15 protein-coding genes are annotated in these 15,831 nt (G+C 49.1%); 5 read left to right on the plus strand and 10 right to left on the minus strand.

Annotated elements, in window-relative coordinates; translation table 11 throughout:
• Window positions 1-88: 88 nt before the first annotated feature.
• Complete coding sequence (locus DESPCE1_RS0109310) at window positions 89-1,330, plus strand: CdaR family transcriptional regulator (protein ID WP_014793755.1); 1,242 nt, start codon at window positions 89-91, stop codon at window positions 1,328-1,330.
• A 73-nt stretch (window positions 1,331-1,403) separates the two neighbouring features.
• On the opposite strand, the gene DESPCE1_RS0109315 is transcribed toward DESPCE1_RS0109310, so the two are convergent.
• The 7 genes from DESPCE1_RS0109315 to DESPCE1_RS0109345 form a co-directional block, all read right to left on the minus strand.
• Window positions 1,404-2,093 (minus strand): molecular chaperone, encoded by a 690-nt coding sequence (locus tag DESPCE1_RS0109315; protein WP_014793756.1) that lies wholly within the window; start codon window positions 2,091-2,093, stop codon window positions 1,404-1,406.
• A 48-nt stretch (window positions 2,094-2,141) separates the two neighbouring features.
• A complete protein-coding gene (locus DESPCE1_RS0109320; protein WP_014793757.1) occupies window positions 2,142-2,717 on the minus strand; it encodes a 4Fe-4S dicluster domain-containing protein in 576 nt (191 codons plus the stop codon).
• 15 nt (window positions 2,718-2,732) lie between these two features.
• Complete coding sequence (locus DESPCE1_RS0109325) at window positions 2,733-4,097, minus strand: 4Fe-4S binding protein (RefSeq protein WP_019850297.1); 1,365 nt, start codon at window positions 4,095-4,097, stop codon at window positions 2,733-2,735.
• Between the two features lie 12 nt (window positions 4,098-4,109).
• Complete coding sequence (locus DESPCE1_RS0109330; protein WP_019850298.1) at window positions 4,110-4,901, minus strand: DmsC/YnfH family molybdoenzyme membrane anchor subunit; 792 nt, start codon at window positions 4,899-4,901, stop codon at window positions 4,110-4,112.
• Between the two features lie 119 nt (window positions 4,902-5,020).
• The gene (locus DESPCE1_RS0109335; protein ID WP_019850299.1) at window positions 5,021-5,833 is read right to left on the minus strand and encodes a DmsC/YnfH family molybdoenzyme membrane anchor subunit; all 813 of its coding nucleotides are present in this window, start codon (window positions 5,831-5,833) and stop codon (window positions 5,021-5,023) included.
• Window positions 5,834-5,835: 2 nt separating this feature from the next.
• A complete protein-coding gene (locus DESPCE1_RS0109340; RefSeq protein WP_019850300.1) occupies window positions 5,836-6,411 on the minus strand; it encodes a 4Fe-4S dicluster domain-containing protein in 576 nt (191 codons plus the stop codon).
• 20 nt (window positions 6,412-6,431) lie between these two features.
• Window positions 6,432-9,086 (minus strand): molybdopterin-dependent oxidoreductase, encoded by a 2,655-nt coding sequence (locus DESPCE1_RS0109345; RefSeq protein WP_019850301.1) that lies wholly within the window; start codon window positions 9,084-9,086, stop codon window positions 6,432-6,434.
• Between the two features lie 410 nt (window positions 9,087-9,496).
• Between DESPCE1_RS0109345 and DESPCE1_RS0109350 the strand changes: the two genes are divergently transcribed.
• The 3 genes from DESPCE1_RS0109350 to DESPCE1_RS0109360 all read left to right on the plus strand — a co-directional run bounded on the left by DESPCE1_RS0109350 (window position 9,497) and on the right by DESPCE1_RS0109360 (window position 13,326).
• Window positions 9,497-10,735, plus strand: coding sequence for a helix-turn-helix domain-containing protein (locus tag DESPCE1_RS0109350; RefSeq protein ID WP_028305523.1), 1,239 nt, complete (start codon window positions 9,497-9,499; stop codon window positions 10,733-10,735).
• Window positions 10,736-10,796: 61 nt separating this feature from the next.
• Window positions 10,797-12,785 carry a molybdopterin-dependent oxidoreductase gene (locus tag DESPCE1_RS0109355; RefSeq protein WP_028305524.1) on the plus strand — a complete coding sequence of 663 codons (1,989 nt, stop codon included), beginning with the start codon at window positions 10,797-10,799 and terminating at the stop codon, window positions 12,783-12,785.
• Window positions 12,778-13,326 carry a 4Fe-4S dicluster domain-containing protein gene (locus tag DESPCE1_RS0109360; RefSeq protein WP_019850303.1) on the plus strand — a complete coding sequence of 183 codons (549 nt, stop codon included), beginning with the start codon at window positions 12,778-12,780 and terminating at the stop codon, window positions 13,324-13,326. Before DESPCE1_RS0109355 ends, DESPCE1_RS0109360 begins: the two co-directional genes overlap by 8 nt.
• A gap of 75 nt (window positions 13,327-13,401) precedes the next feature.
• Here DESPCE1_RS0109360 and DESPCE1_RS0109365 read toward each other — a convergent pair whose 3' ends face one another.
• The gene (locus tag DESPCE1_RS0109365) at window positions 13,402-13,641 is read right to left on the minus strand and encodes a DUF2922 domain-containing protein (RefSeq protein WP_014793766.1); all 240 of its coding nucleotides are present in this window, start codon (window positions 13,639-13,641) and stop codon (window positions 13,402-13,404) included.
• Window positions 13,642-13,673: 32 nt separating this feature from the next.
• A complete protein-coding gene (locus tag DESPCE1_RS0109370) occupies window positions 13,674-13,901 on the minus strand; it encodes a DUF1659 domain-containing protein (RefSeq protein ID WP_014793767.1) in 228 nt (75 codons plus the stop codon).
• Between the two features lie 142 nt (window positions 13,902-14,043).
• Between DESPCE1_RS0109370 and DESPCE1_RS0109375 the strand changes: the two genes are divergently transcribed.
• Complete coding sequence (locus DESPCE1_RS0109375) at window positions 14,044-14,886, plus strand: DUF3102 domain-containing protein (RefSeq protein WP_019850304.1); 843 nt, start codon at window positions 14,044-14,046, stop codon at window positions 14,884-14,886.
• Between the two features lie 235 nt (window positions 14,887-15,121).
• On the opposite strand, the gene DESPCE1_RS0109380 is transcribed toward DESPCE1_RS0109375, so the two are convergent.
• Window positions 15,122-15,808, minus strand: coding sequence for a molecular chaperone (locus DESPCE1_RS0109380; RefSeq protein WP_014793769.1), 687 nt, complete (start codon window positions 15,806-15,808; stop codon window positions 15,122-15,124).
• Window positions 15,809-15,831: the final 23 nt, after the last annotated feature.

Consider the following 15,831-nt stretch of genomic DNA (forward strand, 5'->3'; position numbering starts at 1 on the left):
ACGATTCTTTAGACATAATAATCCATGAATTGATTATGGCGTATAGGATATTATATTGCACTTGCTAAAAGGAAGAAGGAGCTGAATTATGGAGGAGAAGGCTGGAGACGTTAGTATTCTTAACTATATGGAAGAACTGCTCATAGCTTCCGGACAAGGTTTGCAAGCTTTGACAGATGCTCTGGCTAAGATATTAAGGCTTCCCATTCTTATTTCTACATCCGGATATAATTTGATTTCCTCATCCCTTAGTTGCCCTGATCTTGATTCTTTTCACACGGATATAGTGAGTGCCAGGATTGATAATGAAACATCATTTTTTTGCAAATTGTCTGCCGGCACTTTTCATTCCAATGCTTGGGGACGAGCGATTGCACCTGCGGGGCGTGTTATTGGTTATATTTTTATCTTTGTCGACGATGCCGATAGCAATGCGATAATGGAAGCCCATAAACTCATTATCAAGGCAGCTGCATCCTTATGTGCAGTCCATCTCCAAAGCCGGGTTGAGTTGCTCAAGGAGCAACAAAAACATCAAGAATCCTTTTTATACGATCTTCTGTATGGGAACCTTAAAACAGAAGAAGAAATTGTTGCATCCGGAGCCACCTGGGGTTGGAATTTCACTCTACCTCATACCGCTATAATCCTGACAATTCCTGAATTAGATATTCATTCCCCGGATAAACACTTGATGGATATTCTGAACCACTTTACGGAGAAAGCTCTCATTGATAGGTATTATAAGAAGTTACCTACACTGATAAGGCATAACGAACTCATTGTGCTTTTGCCCTCTGAGGAGTGGAAGCAGCCTGCCCAAAAGAAAGAAATTCTTGCCTTGATGGACATCCTCTTAGCTCAATTAACAGCTACAGAACTTAAGAATCGGGTAATCTGTGGCGTGGGTCAGACCTATGTTAAAGCTACCAATCTTTTTCGGAGCTATCAAGAGGCTAAGGTATCCCTTGAGCTGGGAACAGTGATGGGGATAGCCGTTCCTTTCTTCAGTGACATAGGGGTGGAGCGGATCTTCTACAAGCATGATCTTGAGGATTTAAAGGAGTATTATGCTCATGTTCTTGGCGAACTGCACAAGCAAGATGATGAAGAGCTTTCACTGATCAGCGTTTTAGAAAGCTTTGCTGAGAATCAATTTGAAGTGACGAAAACAGCGGAGGCTCTCTTTTTGCATCGCAATACACTCCGTTACCGCCTCAATAAGATCGAAACTATTCTGGGGCGTTCGTTGAACGATCACAATACCCGCTTTGATATTATGGCCGCACTGAAAATCAAGCGATTGCACAAGATGGATGAGGAATTATGATGGGGAAAGCAAAGGGACGCATCACATAAGTGAAAGCGTCCCTGTTAAATTGTGTCTAGGGAAGACACTCATCTTATAATAAAGCCAAAACTTCATCAAGAACTAAACGATCTGTTTGCAGGAACTGTTGGGTTAAAATAGCCATTTGGGGATAAAAATGATGAGTTTTGGAGGTTTGCATATCCTTGGCGAAATCCCCGATCCAAACCAGTAAATGCTCCCCCAAAAAGGCTTTTTGATCGTCCAGCAGTTGTTTGACCTCATCCATAGCCTGCTTATCAAAGTTTTCCAAGGCCAGTTTTGCCAGATGAGCCATAAAATCCAACTCAAAGCCCAGATGATCATCGGCTTCATGAGGATAATTGGCTGGCAGGAATTGATAGTTGAGGTAGGTGCGCCGCACTTTTAAGGTGCTTTCCTGGAACAAAGCCCGTTCTTTGGTCACATAGACGGATTCCCAGGGGGGAGCGGGCAGCTTATGGGGGCCGATCATCAGATAGGTATATTCGCTGGTCAGCTTATCCAGGATGCTGTCAGCCTCGGTGGACAGAGCCGGCCTTAATTCTGAGAGTAAACTCAGGCAGGCTTGTAAGTGACTGTTATCCTCGTCGAGCATTAACTCCAAGGCTTCCAGGGTGTATTCGTTGGTGAGGATATCCAGCAGTTCCTGGTTAGGTTCATTGCCAAAAATACGTTGCAGCAACTGATAGAGATAATGCCGGGTGGCCAGAATGATGGCAATTCCGTCTTCTTGTGAAGTCATAGCAGACACCGCCTTTAAGTTTTTTGAGATTAGGATTTCATTCCTGAATTAGACTTTTTTTTCGGTATAATTGGGATCTAAAGCATATTTCCTTGGTTTAATTAATAAGGATGGGTTGGTAAGGGTTGAGGAAGGAAGAATGGGCAAATCCTGAACAATATCCGTACCGTGTTTGGCTTCAAGTTCATCTAAATCACCAAATTCAAGGCACCGCATCGGGCAGGAATCCACACAGACCGGATTGACGCTCTTGTCACGCAAGCCCTTGCAGCTGTCGCATTTGCCGATGATGCCGGTTTCTTCAATGAACTGGGGAACGCCATAGGGACAGTTCCAGGTACAGTACTTACAGCCGATGCATTTATTTTTGTCATGCTGAACCGTACCGTCATCGGCGTAGTACAACGCATTGGCGGGGCACCCCTTGACACATTTGGCATGGGAACAGTGATGGCAGGCACTGGAATAATGATACAGCCTGGCATGGGGATAAACGCCTACTTCATAACTGCGGACGTCACGGAAGCTAATGCCCACATCCAGGCGGTTTCTATCCTTGCAGGCTACCTGGCAAGTCCGGCAGCCGAGGCATTTATTCATATCGAAATAAAACCCTAAGGCCATGCTTGCTCACCTTCCTCATAGTTTCCAAAGTTGAGGGATATTCAGAGACAATGTTATGGCAATCAAAAGGCCGTACACCAGCAACATGACAAAGAATGCTTTTTCTTTGCCGGGTAAACCGGCCCAGCGTATGGGGTCTTGACCGGCGGTGCATTCAGAACAGCCTGCTTTCGTGTGGGCTGAAGGGGGTTCAAAAGTGGGGTCTGCGTGCTGGTCTGCGGAGCTATGGGGGTGGAAGAACCGCTTGAACTTTCTCTTTACTGAAGCAAGAAAATTAAGCACAGCCCCCACCGGACAGGCCAACCGGCACCAAACACGATAGAAGAGAATCCCGGTCAGCAGGACCAGGCATAAAGTAAGCCAGTGGCCGAGATTGCCCTGACCGCCAAAACTTACCGCAAAAGGTTCATAATTGGCGATACTGGGATTGTTAAAAATAAGCGCCGCCATCACGGCAGCCCAGACGACTCCCCAGCGGATTTTATGAGCCAGGGCAAGCACAGGCGGCGCAGGATTGAACTTTATGAACCCCAGGAATTTGTAAAGTCCTTCCTGAAGCCCCCCGAAGGGGCAAAGCCAGGAGCAGTAAAAATTTCTTCCCCAGAGTAAAGTGAGGATAGGAATGCCCAAAGTCAGGATATACCAGAAAGGGCGTTCCAGGGGAGAGGGCCAATTGCCGCTGAGCAGACTGGTCAGGTTAGCCAGACTCAGGGAAGCGTTGAGGAAAAAGCCCAGGAAAAGAACGGAGCCCGCTAAGAGCCAAGGGCGTAATTTTTGGCCGCGGCGGGATACGGCGATGAAGACCAGGCCATATAATAGAATCAGCCCCAACTCCGGCCACCCCAAAGCAAGTTGGCTCCCGGCAGGGACTTGAAGGCCTAATTCGTTTTTGCCGGCCTGCCAGGCTCCCTTACGGACGGCCAGGGCGATTCCATTAACAGTATAGGTGGCCCCGCTTATCCCGTCAAGGTCGTGGCCCAGCTCAAAGGGATCACGGGCTTCTTTGCCGGTAAATTGGTGCAAATAACCTTCCCTCAGGACTCTGCTCAGATAAGCGGGAGTTTCACAATTTTCGGTGATGATCACATTTTTAAGAATGCCATCTTTTCCGAGAGAGACGAAGACACTGAGGGGCCCGCCATATCCGGAGGCATCGGCTTCCACGGCATATCCAAGAAAATGGTCGTCCGTATCCCATAAGCTGTAGATCGGATATCCGCCGGCTATGGGCTCGTATCTGGAGACGGCAGGTTCCAGCCGCTGCAGGGAAGTAAAGGTCTCCTGCTTGTTTGCCGATTGCTGAAAGATCAGAGCGGCCAAGATCAGAACAAAAGCGGTGATAAGGGCGAGCGACCGGGGGGAGAAATGTGTCTGCTTCATTCCGGCAGTCCTTTAAAGTCCCTTAGCGGTCATAGGGACGGCATAGAACAAATACCTGCTCACCATGATTCCGCCGCTCAAAGCCAAGGCACCCAGATAGGCCATGCCGGCTTTTCCGGAACCCGCCTGTTCCTTGGCTGGCTTCAAGGAGGCGAATAGCAATAAAGCAGCGCCGGCCAGGAGCAGGAGAAGGTGAACCTCGAGGAGCAGCCCTGGGGTTTGCCCGCCGAGACCGCTATAATTAAGAAATGTTTCTGCCCCCAGAATGATGGCACCGGCCAGGGCGATCAGGCTGTATAGTTTTTTGGTTTTTATCCCTATCCCGCTGAATTGAATGGCCAAGAAGAGGGCAAGGCCCAGAATAGCTGTCGCCGTCGCAAAATCGATAAGAGGAGATATGCTTTGCCAGCCGGGGCGGCTGGTGCTCATATAGACATTGGCCATAAAAACCACATCAATCACCCCTACGGCACTGGCCGCCCAGCCAAAACGCTTGACGGAGGGATTGACATATTGCACGACGGCATGGATGATGGCAAGACCAATGAATAAAAGGGAAAAGACCAGTGCCCGGGACAGCCAGGAATGGCTGAATTGGGAGATGGCATTAAAAATAGACGCCGGTCGGCCCAAGTAAAAAACAAAAGCCAGAAAGCCGATCACGCCCAATAAGGCAGAGGCGATGGAGGCATATTTGTTTTCAGTTCTGCCGTTTGTTTTTCTGGCAGCCATTATGGCAATCATGATGCCAATAGCCGCCTGAAGGCCTATGGAGAAGATCACCAGTTTAACATTCTGAACCATAGTTTCACCCCTTCTATGAACTATAGAAATTATGAAATATAGAACTTATAGCAGCAAGTTCCTCTTCCCGCCCCTAAAAAGCGGGAAAAGGAACTTGAAGCAGAAAGCAGAAGTCTCGACTAGGAGATAATTTTGATGGCAAAGAAGAGGTAGCGTCCAATGAGCTGGCCTACTACAACCAGAGCAGCGGCCCCCAGGATGAAGGAGGCATCTTTGCTCTTTTCCTTGACAGGGAGGAAGAGCAGCACGGCCCCCACCAGGATGGCGGCCCATTTCAGAACCATGGCCGGCATCATGCCGCTGAGAATAGCATAGCTCTGTTGCAGAGCATGATTGGTGCTGGCTCCGAAACTATTGTAATAGGGAATCATGGCGATGGCTTGGATTACGAAGGCTGCGGCTACGGCTATGGCCACGATGGTTTTCATCTTGCCGGTATCTTCCTTCATGCTCAAGGCGAGGAACAGCAGCGCGCCCATGGAAATGGCGGCGGCATAGAACTCCACAACAATTGAACCGGACTTCCAGGCGGCAACGCTGGAGGAGGTGTAGACCGAAGCCATGGCCAAGACGTCAACCAGACCGATGGCGGCAGCCAGAATAATTAAAGCATCGATGGCTTTTTTCGCCTCAGGTTTCAAGTAAATGAGCAAAGCGGCGAGGACGGTCAAGCCGGTAAAGGCGCTGTTCAGCCAAATCTCCCGGCTCAGCCAGGAGGTGGCGAAGCGGGTGAGGGCATTGACCGCAGCCAAGGGATGGCCCAGATGGAGGAAGGAAGCGAGAAAGCCCACAATGGCTAACCCGGCGGAAATGGTTACAGCGGTTTTAAAGAGAGCGGTTTTGTTCAGTTGTTTGGCAACAGCCGTAAAGACCATTAACCCAGCCGCCGCTTGCACACAAATGGTAAAGATAATTAAGGCGAACTCTTCCATGGTTACACCTCCACTTCTTTATACTTGGGGTCCAGGGAGAATTTCCTGGGGTTGATCAATAAGGAGGGATTGGTAACCTGGGAGGAGGGTAGGGTAGGCAAATCTTTGACCAGGTCAGCCTTATGTTTGGCCGCCAATTGGTCCAGATCACCGAACTCCAGGCAGCGCATCAGGCAGGCATCGACGCAAACCGGATTGGTACCGGTATCGCGGAGGTCTTTGCAGCTGTCGCATTTGCCGATGACGCCGGCTTCTTCAATGAATTGGGGGACACTATAGGGGCAATTCCAGGTGCAGTACTTGCAGCCGACGCATTTTTTGCGATCGTGCTGTACAGTGCCGTCATCAGCGAAATGCAGGGCCCCGGTGGGGCAGCCTTGAACACATTTGGCTTCGGCGCAATGGTTGCAGGCGCCGGAGTAGTGGTAGACTCTGGCATCGGGAAAAGAGCCTGTTTCATAGCTTTTGACTTTGCGGAAAATAATGCCCACATCCAGGCGGTTTCTATCTTTGCAGGCTACCTGGCAGGTGCGGCAGCCGATGCATTTATTGACATCAAAATAAAATCCTAAGGCCATTGTAGTTTCTCCTCCTTCGTTTAAAGTATAACGACTCTCATGGGCCATAAGTGGTCAGGGGTAAGGGGCTCACCCTCATATTTTTCCAGGTTGGCTAGGGTAGTATTGTAGCCGGAAACACCTTGGCCGCTGGTTTGAGGATGGCAGAGATAATTATCAGAGCCGGATTTGTCAATACCAGTTTTCTCATCCAGCTCCAGCCAGGTACCGTGGGGCAGCTCGATATAGCCGGGCATCAGCCGCTGGCTGACGCTGGCCTGACGCAGGACTTTGCCATGGGGATTGGTGAGCAGTACGGTATCGCCGTCTTTGATGCCTTTTTCCTCTGCATCCACGGCACTGATAAATACCGGATTGGGCATGGCTTCCCTGAGCCAGGGCAGGTAGTCAAAACCGGTATGGGCGCGCCTTAAATAGTGAGGATTGGTGACTTGATAAGGATAATCGCCTTTGATCTTTTTATCCCAATCTTTAAAGCTCTGTTCATAACCGTTGAGGGGCTGTACATAAGAGGGATAGGGTTTGAGGGTGCTGCGTCCCATACGGTTGATGATGTCGGCCTTGGTTTGGCAATAGATTTCAAACTTGCCGCTATTGGTAGTAAGGGGGTTTTTCTCCGGATCTTTGACAAAGGCTTCATAGGTGATAGCTCCATAGTTATCGCCCTCGTGACGTTCAACCTTGTAGATGCCCTTCTCCATCAGCTCGCGCAGACCGATGTGGCCTTGCTGTGGCTTCCCATCCACTTTGCCATATTTTTGCTCCCACCAGGCGAGATCCTCGGCAGTAATGGTTACTAAGGTTTCATAGTCAGTGCCTTCTTTGTTAATCACCGTAGTACCGGCAATGCAATTGAAGTACTGCTGCTCTTCCGACAGGGGATAGGCTTGATTCACATCAATGCCTAAGCGCTTGCCAAGCTCTACGGCAATCCATTGATCGCTTTTAGCCTCGAAAAGAGGTTCCATGACTCTTGATGGGAAGAACTGCATGTCCCGGTTATACGACGTAAGGTAAGTGTAGGTGCTCTGTTTTTCCCACTGAGTAACAATGGGGAGTACGATATCCGAGTATTGGGCGCTGATGTTTAAGGAATAAGCACAGCTGAAAACAAAGTCTACCTTGCGATGGGCCTCGATCCCTTTGCCGACACCTTGGGTTGTCTGCAGGGTGTTGCGCCAGGAATGGATGATGACACGGATATCAATATCCCGCTCTCCCATATAGGTAGGATCCCATAGACTTGAGAAATCTTCCCACGTAGTCCCGGTTCGGTTGTATTTTCCGTTCAGTACGGCATCCCATAACTCGGGAGCGGTAATCACTTCTTTGCAGGAATTGGGAATGACTGGAGCGCCGGAAGCTCCCATCCGGATCAGGTTAGGGCCGCCGTTAGTGGAGCAGTAGTATTGACCAGAGCCACAGGAGTGACCAGGTTTACCGTAATGCCCCCCCATTGCGGCGATGGTCATCAATAGTTGAGGGAAATCATCGGCGTTATTGCAGCGGGCCGGCGCACTGGCGTGCAAAATGGAGACCTTCTTGTCCTTATGCATTTCTTGGGCAAACCAAATAATATCTTCCACCGGTGTGCCGCTGATTTCCGAAGCCCATTCAGGGGTTTTGGGATGATTGTCGTATTTGCCCAGTACATAGTCTTTGAAGTTTTCGTCAAGTTTGGCATCAGCCGGCATATGATTAGCGTCAAAGCCCACCGTGCAGCGATTGAGAAAATCCCAATCAAGCAAAGGATTGGTGAGGGGGTCGTCTTCTGTGATCATGACATAGGCTACCGAAAGCAGGAACGCCGTATCTGTACCGGGGCGGACGCGTATCCATTTAGCATCCGTGAGGTTAGCGCTTTCGTTATAACTTGGCCCGACATAAATGAACTTGGCGCCGGCTTCTTTGGCATGGATTAAGTTGTGGCTGGGCAATCCAGCTGAAGCCCAGGCAGGGTTGCAGCCATACAGAACAATTGTGTCGCAGTTTAACAGATCCAAACGGTCATTGGCATCACCATAACCACCATTGTGAATCCCCACCATGCCACCGCCATATTTGTAGGTGCCTACGGATGAAGTATCATCCACGTCGGCATAACCGCCAAAGGCACTGATTGTATTATAAAAATCACACATATTGCTGCCCCAGGTAGGCATCAGGATGGAGCTGTTCCCATATTTCTCTTTGACGTGTTTTAACTCGGCAGCTACATAATCCAGGGCTTCATCCCAGGAAATCCGTACCCATTCGTCTTTGCCGCGCAACGATTTGTCGCCGCCGGTGAGGGGTTCCCAATGTTTGCGTTTCATCGGGTATTTTAAACGATCCGCGCCAAAGGCCTGCTGCTGCTGGGCCCGTCCGCGCAGGCAGCCTCTCAGCTGGGGCTTGCTGAAGCTGTCCGGTTCGGTATCATCGGTTTTCTGGCGGACCACCACATTGTCCACGACAAGGGCGGCGTTATAACATTTATAGCCGCAGTTAAACCAACAGGCGGCAGGTATCCATTCACCTTCCCCGTTGATTGCGGCCGCGTCATATTCCGCTCCCACCGGAGCGAGGGCAGTGCCGCAGCCGGCAAGGGCCAGGCTGGCCGTTCCGGCTGCAGTGGCAGCCAGGAATGTTCTGCGGCTTATTTGTTTCTCAGTAATTTTTTTGAAAAGATTTACCATACACCTTAACCTCCTTCTGAAATTACGAAATATCTCTGAGCGTGACTCGGTGATGGACTTATTCCGGCCGGAAAGAGGCTGTAAGCAGTCACGGTTTGTACAGACACTGTTTGTACTAATCATAACATTTGCCGTCGCAGTGCCTCAAGTTCAAATATTAACCATTAGTTTCTGCAGTCTCAGCAAGCACATCGTGAAGATTGCAAAGCCCCGACGGCTTTTCTTAAGTCCATCTTCATTATATAATTGATTTGAATAGCTCAAATGTTCACGTGCACAAAGTAGTTGCTGGGTTTTTGTGCATCATAACCAAATGATCTTTAGGTTGAAATTTTATAGCATTATAGGCTAAACTACGAGTGACTGAAATGCTGATAGTTCGAACGGGAAGATGGAGGAAATGAAGCATGATGGAAAAAAACACTTCAATGCCGAACCCCATGCGGAAGCTGTTGAAAATGTCCGGTAAGGGCCTGGATGCTCTCACTTGCGCCCTTGCCGAAGTGTTGAATCAGCCCATCCTGGTTGCTACCCCCGCTTATGAAACCATTTCCACCACACTGCTCCATCCGGATCTGGATGCTTTCAGGGTTGAGATAGAAGGGGATTGGGCGGATAATGAGTCTATATTCTTCTGTACACTATCTACGGAAGCTTTGCGTCTGCAAGGGGCCGGTTGGGCTGTTGCTCCCAATGGCCGGGTGTTGGGCTATCTCTTCGTACTGTATGAACAAACCGAGCCGGATTTTGAGGGGTTGCAACCCATCATTGAAACAGCTCTTTCCTTATATGCCATCCACCTTCAGAACAAGTTGGAGCTGAAGCAGGAAAAGCATAAGACCAAGAATTCTTTCTTCTATGATTTGCTCTATGGGAACCTTAAGCGCAATGAAGATATTATTACCATGGGTGAGGTGTGGGGCTGGGATTTCCGCCGGCCCCACAGAGTGCTGCTGCTGGCAACGGAGCTGGAACATCACTCACCCGACTGGCACCTTATGGAGGTTCTGCAAAAGATTGTGGACCGCACCTTGATCAATAAATTTTATAAAAACCCTGCCACCACAGTGAACCGCAACGAAGTTGTGGCCATCATACCCGGGGCGAGAGAAAAGGGGGCAGAGCAAAAACAGGAAATCCTCTCCATCATGGAACACCTTTCCGGTCAATTCCAAGCAACAGCACCCCAGTACCGGATATCCTGCGGAGTAGGGCAAGCCTATACTCACCCTAATGACCTCTTTCGCAGTTACCAGGAGGCCAAAGTCGCTTGCGAGATGGGAAGTCTGCTGGAGGTTGCCGTGCCTTTTTTCAGCGAGATGGGCTTGGAACGCATCCTTTACAAACATGACTTGGAGGATCTGAAGGAATACTATCATCATGTTCTGGGAGCTTTACCGGAGGATGAGGGGGAAGATAATCTGCTTTCTCTTCTGGAGAGCTTTGTGGATAACCAGTTCGATATGAATAAGACGGCTCAGGCTACTTTTTTGCACCGCAACACCCTTCGTTACCGCTTGAACAAAATCGAAGCCCTTCTCGACCGCTCCCTGACCGATATTGATACCCGCCTGGATCTGGCTGCGGCGTTTAAGATCAGGCGGCTGCATAAAGAGAGGCTTGCTTCAGACGATCTCAGCGGTATTTAGTCATGGCTTATTGAACTAAGAATTATTGAACCAAAGAATCATAAAAAGGCTGGTGCTAGGTATGCCAACGTTTCGCAATACATGTCCGCGGCATTGTTATAGTTCCTGCAGTATGATTTCCCATATGAGCGGAGGTAAGCTGACCCGGGTTGTGGGAGACTCCGAGCATGGCTATACCCGGGGAAGACTCTGTGCCAAAGGGTATTCCTTGATTCAATATGCCTTGGACGAATATCGTTTGAAATATCCTTTGCGTCAAGTGCGGCGGGGGTCAGGGGAGTGGCGCCGGATTTCCTGGGACCAGGCCTATGAAATCATCGCCTCCAAAATGATCGAACTGAATACCCGCTATGGTTCTAATCTGGGCTTAGGGTATTATAAAGGCAATGGCAATGCCGGCTTGCTGCATCAGGCTGTGGAAGGAATGTTTGCGGGTCTGGGCCCTCATACCCGACCGACCGGGGATATTTGTTCGGCTACCGGGGAAGCCGCACTTATGGAGACCGTAGGTGAACTAAGTCCTGATCCGGAGGAGATGGGCGATGCCGGCTTGATCGTGATCTGGGGAGCTAACCCGGCCAATACCAATATCAATCAAATGAAGTTTATCTATGAAGCACGCCAAAAGGGAGTCCCATTGGTGGTTATCGATCCGCTCCTTACTCATACAGCCAATAGAGCCGATTTATATGTTCAGATCAATCCGGGAACCGATGGGTGGCTGGCTTGGGGTATTGCCAAAATCTTGATCGAAAGTGGCAGGATCGATAAAAAGTTCATTCAGGAAAAAACCAGAGACTTTGATCAATATAAGCTAGGACTTAAGAAGATTACTCTGGATGAAGTCTGTTCACAAACAGGAGTCCATTTAAGCGTTGTTGAAGAATTAGCCGCTCTGTATGCCCGCTTTTACCCAGCCGCTAATTGGCTGGGTTTCGGCATGCAGCGCTATCCCAGTGGCGGAGAATCGGTAAAGGCTGTGAGTGCTCTGGCCGCTCTGACAGGGAGTTTTGGTTCTGTCGGAGGGGGAGTCTATTTCCGCCACCGGCCTCAGGAAGAATTTCCTCTGAATATAGCAAAGCATCAGGGAATAAAGCATCCTTTGCTCACCTCTTCCCGGGAGGTGCCGGTCAACGATTTCCCGGGCAGGGCGATGAAGCTTCAGGAGCCGCCACTTAAAATGCTGTGGGTTTCCTGCGGCAACCCTTTGGCCCAGGATTACAATCTACGGGCTTGGCGCGATTTGTTTCAACACATGGAGTTAATCATTACTGTGGATCTCTATCTGAACAGCACCGCCCGGCAGTCCGACCTTGTCCTGCCGGCTGCGTCCTTCTTTGAGGAGGAAGATTTGCATGTGAGCTTTTGGCACCACTGGCTTTCCTATAATCAAAAAGTGCTGCCGGCTTTCTATGAATCAAAGAGCGATTTACAGATTGCCCGGGAATTAACCCGTAAACTCAATGAACTCCGGCCTGGGTTTTCTAATTTTCCCGCGGAAAAAGAACCCTGGGATTGGATAGCAGGGGAGTTGTCTCCGGAGGTTAGGGAACTTTATGCTTTAGAGGACCCCGCCGATCTCCAAAAGTGCTCCTATAAAAGGAGCAAGGAACCCCTCTCACCGGATTGGAGCTACCGTTTTCCTGAAATTCAACCTCAACGTTTTCAAGATGTCAGAGAAAGGGATTCATCCCTACTGTTTCCTTATCACCTGCTTACTCCCCAATCCCTGCTTAAATTCCATACCCAGTATGAGACCCTTTCCTGGCTTAATTCAGAGAATAGGGAAGAACCCATGATTGAACTGGCGGAGGAAATCGCCTGCAAGCATACTATCCGTGAAGATTCCTGGGTTGAAATCTATAATGAGAATGGCTTTGTAAGTGGCCGGGCTAAAATCAATCCCTATCTTCCGGAGAAAATTATCATGGTGGAGCAAAGTGACCGTTATCCGATCAATCATCTGATCAGCGGTCAAGGGAAAGAAGGGGAAAGTATCCCTTATTTTGATTGCCGGGTTAACCTCAGGAGGGTGCGCAAGGATGTTTAAGAGAAAGGGCTTTCTATTTAATGCCAATCTCTGCATAGGATGCCGGGCTTGTGAGATGGCCTGCCGCAATGAAAATCATACACCGGCTAATATACACTGGCGGCATGTCAAGGAAATAGACCTGGGGACCTATCTGTCCATGGCCTGCAACCATTGTGACAGCCCGGAATGTTTCCGTGTCTGCCCCCAGCATGCCTTTAACAAAAGAAAAGACGGGATTGTTGAGATTGATTCTTCCCTTTGCAACGGCTGCCGTCTCTGTGTGAAGGCCTGCCCTTATGATGCTCCCCAGTACAACATCAATACCAATAAGGTGACCCGCTGCCAGATGTGCTATCCTCGTCAGGACCATGGGCTGCCCCCAGCCTGCGTTGAGGCTTGCACCACGGGGGCATTGACAACCATAGAGCTTAATGATCCTCGGCTGCCTGAAACGGTGCAGGTCATTCCAGGATTTACAGATATCCGCTTAACAAAACCTTCAATTCTCTTTTATCCGCCGCGGCCCAAGAAGAGATATCTTCTTAAACAGAGTGAGTAAAACGAAGAGGAAGGGCAGCCTTCGTTCCTTAGTGAGGAACAAAGGCTGCTCTTTATTTCCCCAAAGGGGAGCTTATTAACCGGCTGCCGGATCAAAGAGATCGTTAATTGTCGTATCGACAATCTTCGCATCCTTGATCCCGGTTAATGCCCCGACGGCTGTCATATAGATGTCACTTGCTATGAGTGATTCCATAGCGGCCACGATTTCTGTCACCTGCACATCTTCCCTTGGATCGGGAAGAGTAATGGTGAACGTTCCGCCACCGGCGGTGGTGAAGACCAATCTGGCCACTTTTCTTGTGGATAACCCCATTCCGAAGCCTCCTTTTCATTCAGTTTTTTTAGCTATTCATCCTCTGCCAGTTCCCAGGTTTTACGAAAAAACACATCGAGGACGGGATGCTTCGTTAAGCCAAATAACGCATGTGCAGCGTTATAAACGGCTTCTTCGGATGCATCAAAGCGGATAGAATTGAAGGTTTTTTGTCTCGTGATGGGGACTCCGAGAGGGGAAAGACCCGTCTGATAGACCACCACCAAAGCTGCGGAATAAGGAATTCCTTCCACTGCCATCTTAATCACCTGCCTTTCTTGATGGATTGACAGGCTAAGGCTGTCCCTACATACTATGAATGTGCTCCTCCGGGTGACACAGGTTGTCACACCAATCGGGCCAACCCCATATACTATATTAAAAACCCGGGAAGGGATTGGCATGAGCGATTTCGTAACCGAACGCACCCCGCAGATCATCGCGGCCGAGATAAACAGCTATAAAGAACCAAGCCGGAGAATCCACTTAATCTGTGCCGTGGAGATAGGTCGGCGGCTGATAGAGGCTAAGTCTCTCGTTCCTTATGGGGAATGGGGAAAATGGCTGCAGGAGTATGTGGATTATTCCCAGCTTACGGCGGAAAGATATATGAAAGTTGCCAGGGAGTACGGGCAGGCAATGAGTGCCTCCCTGGAGGGGGAAGAAGCAGAATCTTCATCGATGAAGAATTTGAGCTATACTCAGGCGGTAATTTTGTTTGATGTTCCGGAAGAAGAACGGGCAGAGTTTATCGCAGAGTTGGATATCGACAATATGTCTGTGCGCCAGCTCCAGAAGGCCGTAAAGGAACGGGAGCAGGCCAAGCAGGAAAAAGATGAGGCCGAGCTGAAGAACGGGGAACTGCAGAAAGCTCTGGAGGGTGAAAAGGAGAAAAGTAGTGAGCTGAAAAAAGAGCGTGACGATCTGAAGGTCAAGACAGGGGTATTGGAAAAGAAAAATCAGGTTCTGGAGCAGGAGGTTGCGAATAGGAAGGCTGAGAACAGTAAGCTCAAAGAAAAAGAGCTTTTCAAAAGCAATCAAAAGCTGAGGAGTGACCTTACCGCCGCACAAATCAAGAACGCTACCCATAAAGTCGCCTTTAAATTTGAAGCCCTGGAAAGGGCATTCAAAGAACTGACGTATGAGCTGGGCTTGCTGGTTGAGATCGATAAGGGTGTACATGGGGAGTACCAAAAAAATCTGAGAAAGTTCCTGCTTAAATGTCTGGATGAGAAATGGCGGTAATTAAAAACTATAAAATTGAAGGTGGCAAGAGGTTGTCATCGGGACTGAGACAGACCGACGGAAAGGGAAAATTGCGGTCAAAGTCCAACTTGCACATTGCGGGGTATTCCATTAATTCGTATGTTGGCTGCCCCCCATGGATACAAATAATGTTATGCTAAAAGACGGCTTCTGGAATGTTTTTCCGGTTGCCGTCTTTTGCTTAACTTTAAAAACCGTTGATGCAACAGCCCGATTACTCTAGCTCATCTCTCTCTATTCCGATCCAGACCTCCGTCAGGCCTGCGACTCCACGATAGAATTCTGAGTTTGTTCCTCGGTCAACAGCTTGAGAAAGATCTGTAATCCAGCTGCCTAAATGCGTTTTCAGAAAATCAGTCTGCATCTTACGGATGGAGATCGGATCTTTTTCCTTATCTTCATTAGCCATGTCAAATTCCAGAGAACATAGATAGGCCATGAAATAAAGTTCTAAGGCAATATGGTCCGGTAAGTCCGTAAAATCATCGGAAAGCTCAAGCCCGGCGGAGCGATAGAAACGTTTTGCTGCAATAGCTGCATCTCCCATCACGACTCCGATCTCATTGTCATCGTCTCTTGTTTTGTAAACGGATTCATAGGGCGGCGCTACTACATGCCCAGGGCCGACGAAAAGGCGGCTGTATTCCACTTTCATGTCCTGCAAGATTTCCGCAGGGGATCGCCCTTGGGATTGGACGCCAAAATCTTTGACTCTAGCTAATTCACGGGCTACTTTTCCCTCTTCCACCAGACCCAGGGTCCTTTGCAATGCCTCGGTCAATGAACCTTGAACAAGGCTTGCCACCAGGTCTTCCGATGGCTGCACAAAGCACTGAGACAATAACGTGTAGATGTTTCCACGCACTTGGGTTATTTGTTTTGCTTCTTCTGTAATGCTCATTATAGCCACCACCTTTGAGCTCA

Origin of the sequence: Desulfitobacterium sp. PCE1 (assembly GCF_000384015.1) — a bacterium.
Taxonomy (GTDB): Bacteria; Bacillota; Desulfitobacteriia; order Desulfitobacteriales; family Desulfitobacteriaceae; genus Desulfitobacterium; species Desulfitobacterium dehalogenans.

Excerpts from the sequence above, each read along its gene's own strand:
- DESPCE1_RS0109310 (WP_014793755.1), top strand. The coding sequence starts at position 89 with ATGGAGGAGAAGGCTGGAGACGTTAGTATTCTTAACTATATGGAAGAA.
- DESPCE1_RS0109315 (WP_014793756.1), bottom strand. The coding sequence starts at position 2,093 with ATGACTTCACAAGAAGACGGAATTGCCATCATTCTGGCCACCCGGCAT.
- DESPCE1_RS0109320 (WP_014793757.1), bottom strand. The coding sequence starts at position 2,717 with ATGGCCTTAGGGTTTTATTTCGATATGAATAAATGCCTCGGCTGCCGG.
- DESPCE1_RS0109325 (WP_019850297.1), bottom strand. The coding sequence starts at position 4,097 with ATGAAGCAGACACATTTCTCCCCCCGGTCGCTCGCCCTTATCACCGCT.
- DESPCE1_RS0109330 (WP_019850298.1), bottom strand. The coding sequence starts at position 4,901 with ATGGTTCAGAATGTTAAACTGGTGATCTTCTCCATAGGCCTTCAGGCG.
- DESPCE1_RS0109335 (WP_019850299.1), bottom strand. The coding sequence starts at position 5,833 with ATGGAAGAGTTCGCCTTAATTATCTTTACCATTTGTGTGCAAGCGGCG.
- DESPCE1_RS0109340 (WP_019850300.1), bottom strand. The coding sequence starts at position 6,411 with ATGGCCTTAGGATTTTATTTTGATGTCAATAAATGCATCGGCTGCCGC.
- DESPCE1_RS0109345 (WP_019850301.1), bottom strand. The coding sequence starts at position 9,086 with ATGGTAAATCTTTTCAAAAAAATTACTGAGAAACAAATAAGCCGCAGA.
- DESPCE1_RS0109350 (WP_028305523.1), top strand. The coding sequence starts at position 9,497 with ATGGAAAAAAACACTTCAATGCCGAACCCCATGCGGAAGCTGTTGAAA.
- DESPCE1_RS0109355 (WP_028305524.1), top strand. The coding sequence starts at position 10,797 with ATGCCAACGTTTCGCAATACATGTCCGCGGCATTGTTATAGTTCCTGC.
- DESPCE1_RS0109360 (WP_019850303.1), top strand. The coding sequence starts at position 12,778 with ATGTTTAAGAGAAAGGGCTTTCTATTTAATGCCAATCTCTGCATAGGA.
- DESPCE1_RS0109365 (WP_014793766.1), bottom strand. The coding sequence starts at position 13,641 with ATGGGGTTATCCACAAGAAAAGTGGCCAGATTGGTCTTCACCACCGCC.
- DESPCE1_RS0109370 (WP_014793767.1), bottom strand. The coding sequence starts at position 13,901 with ATGGCAGTGGAAGGAATTCCTTATTCCGCAGCTTTGGTGGTGGTCTAT.
- DESPCE1_RS0109375 (WP_019850304.1), top strand. The coding sequence starts at position 14,044 with ATGAGCGATTTCGTAACCGAACGCACCCCGCAGATCATCGCGGCCGAG.
- DESPCE1_RS0109380 (WP_014793769.1), bottom strand. The coding sequence starts at position 15,808 with ATGAGCATTACAGAAGAAGCAAAACAAATAACCCAAGTGCGTGGAAAC.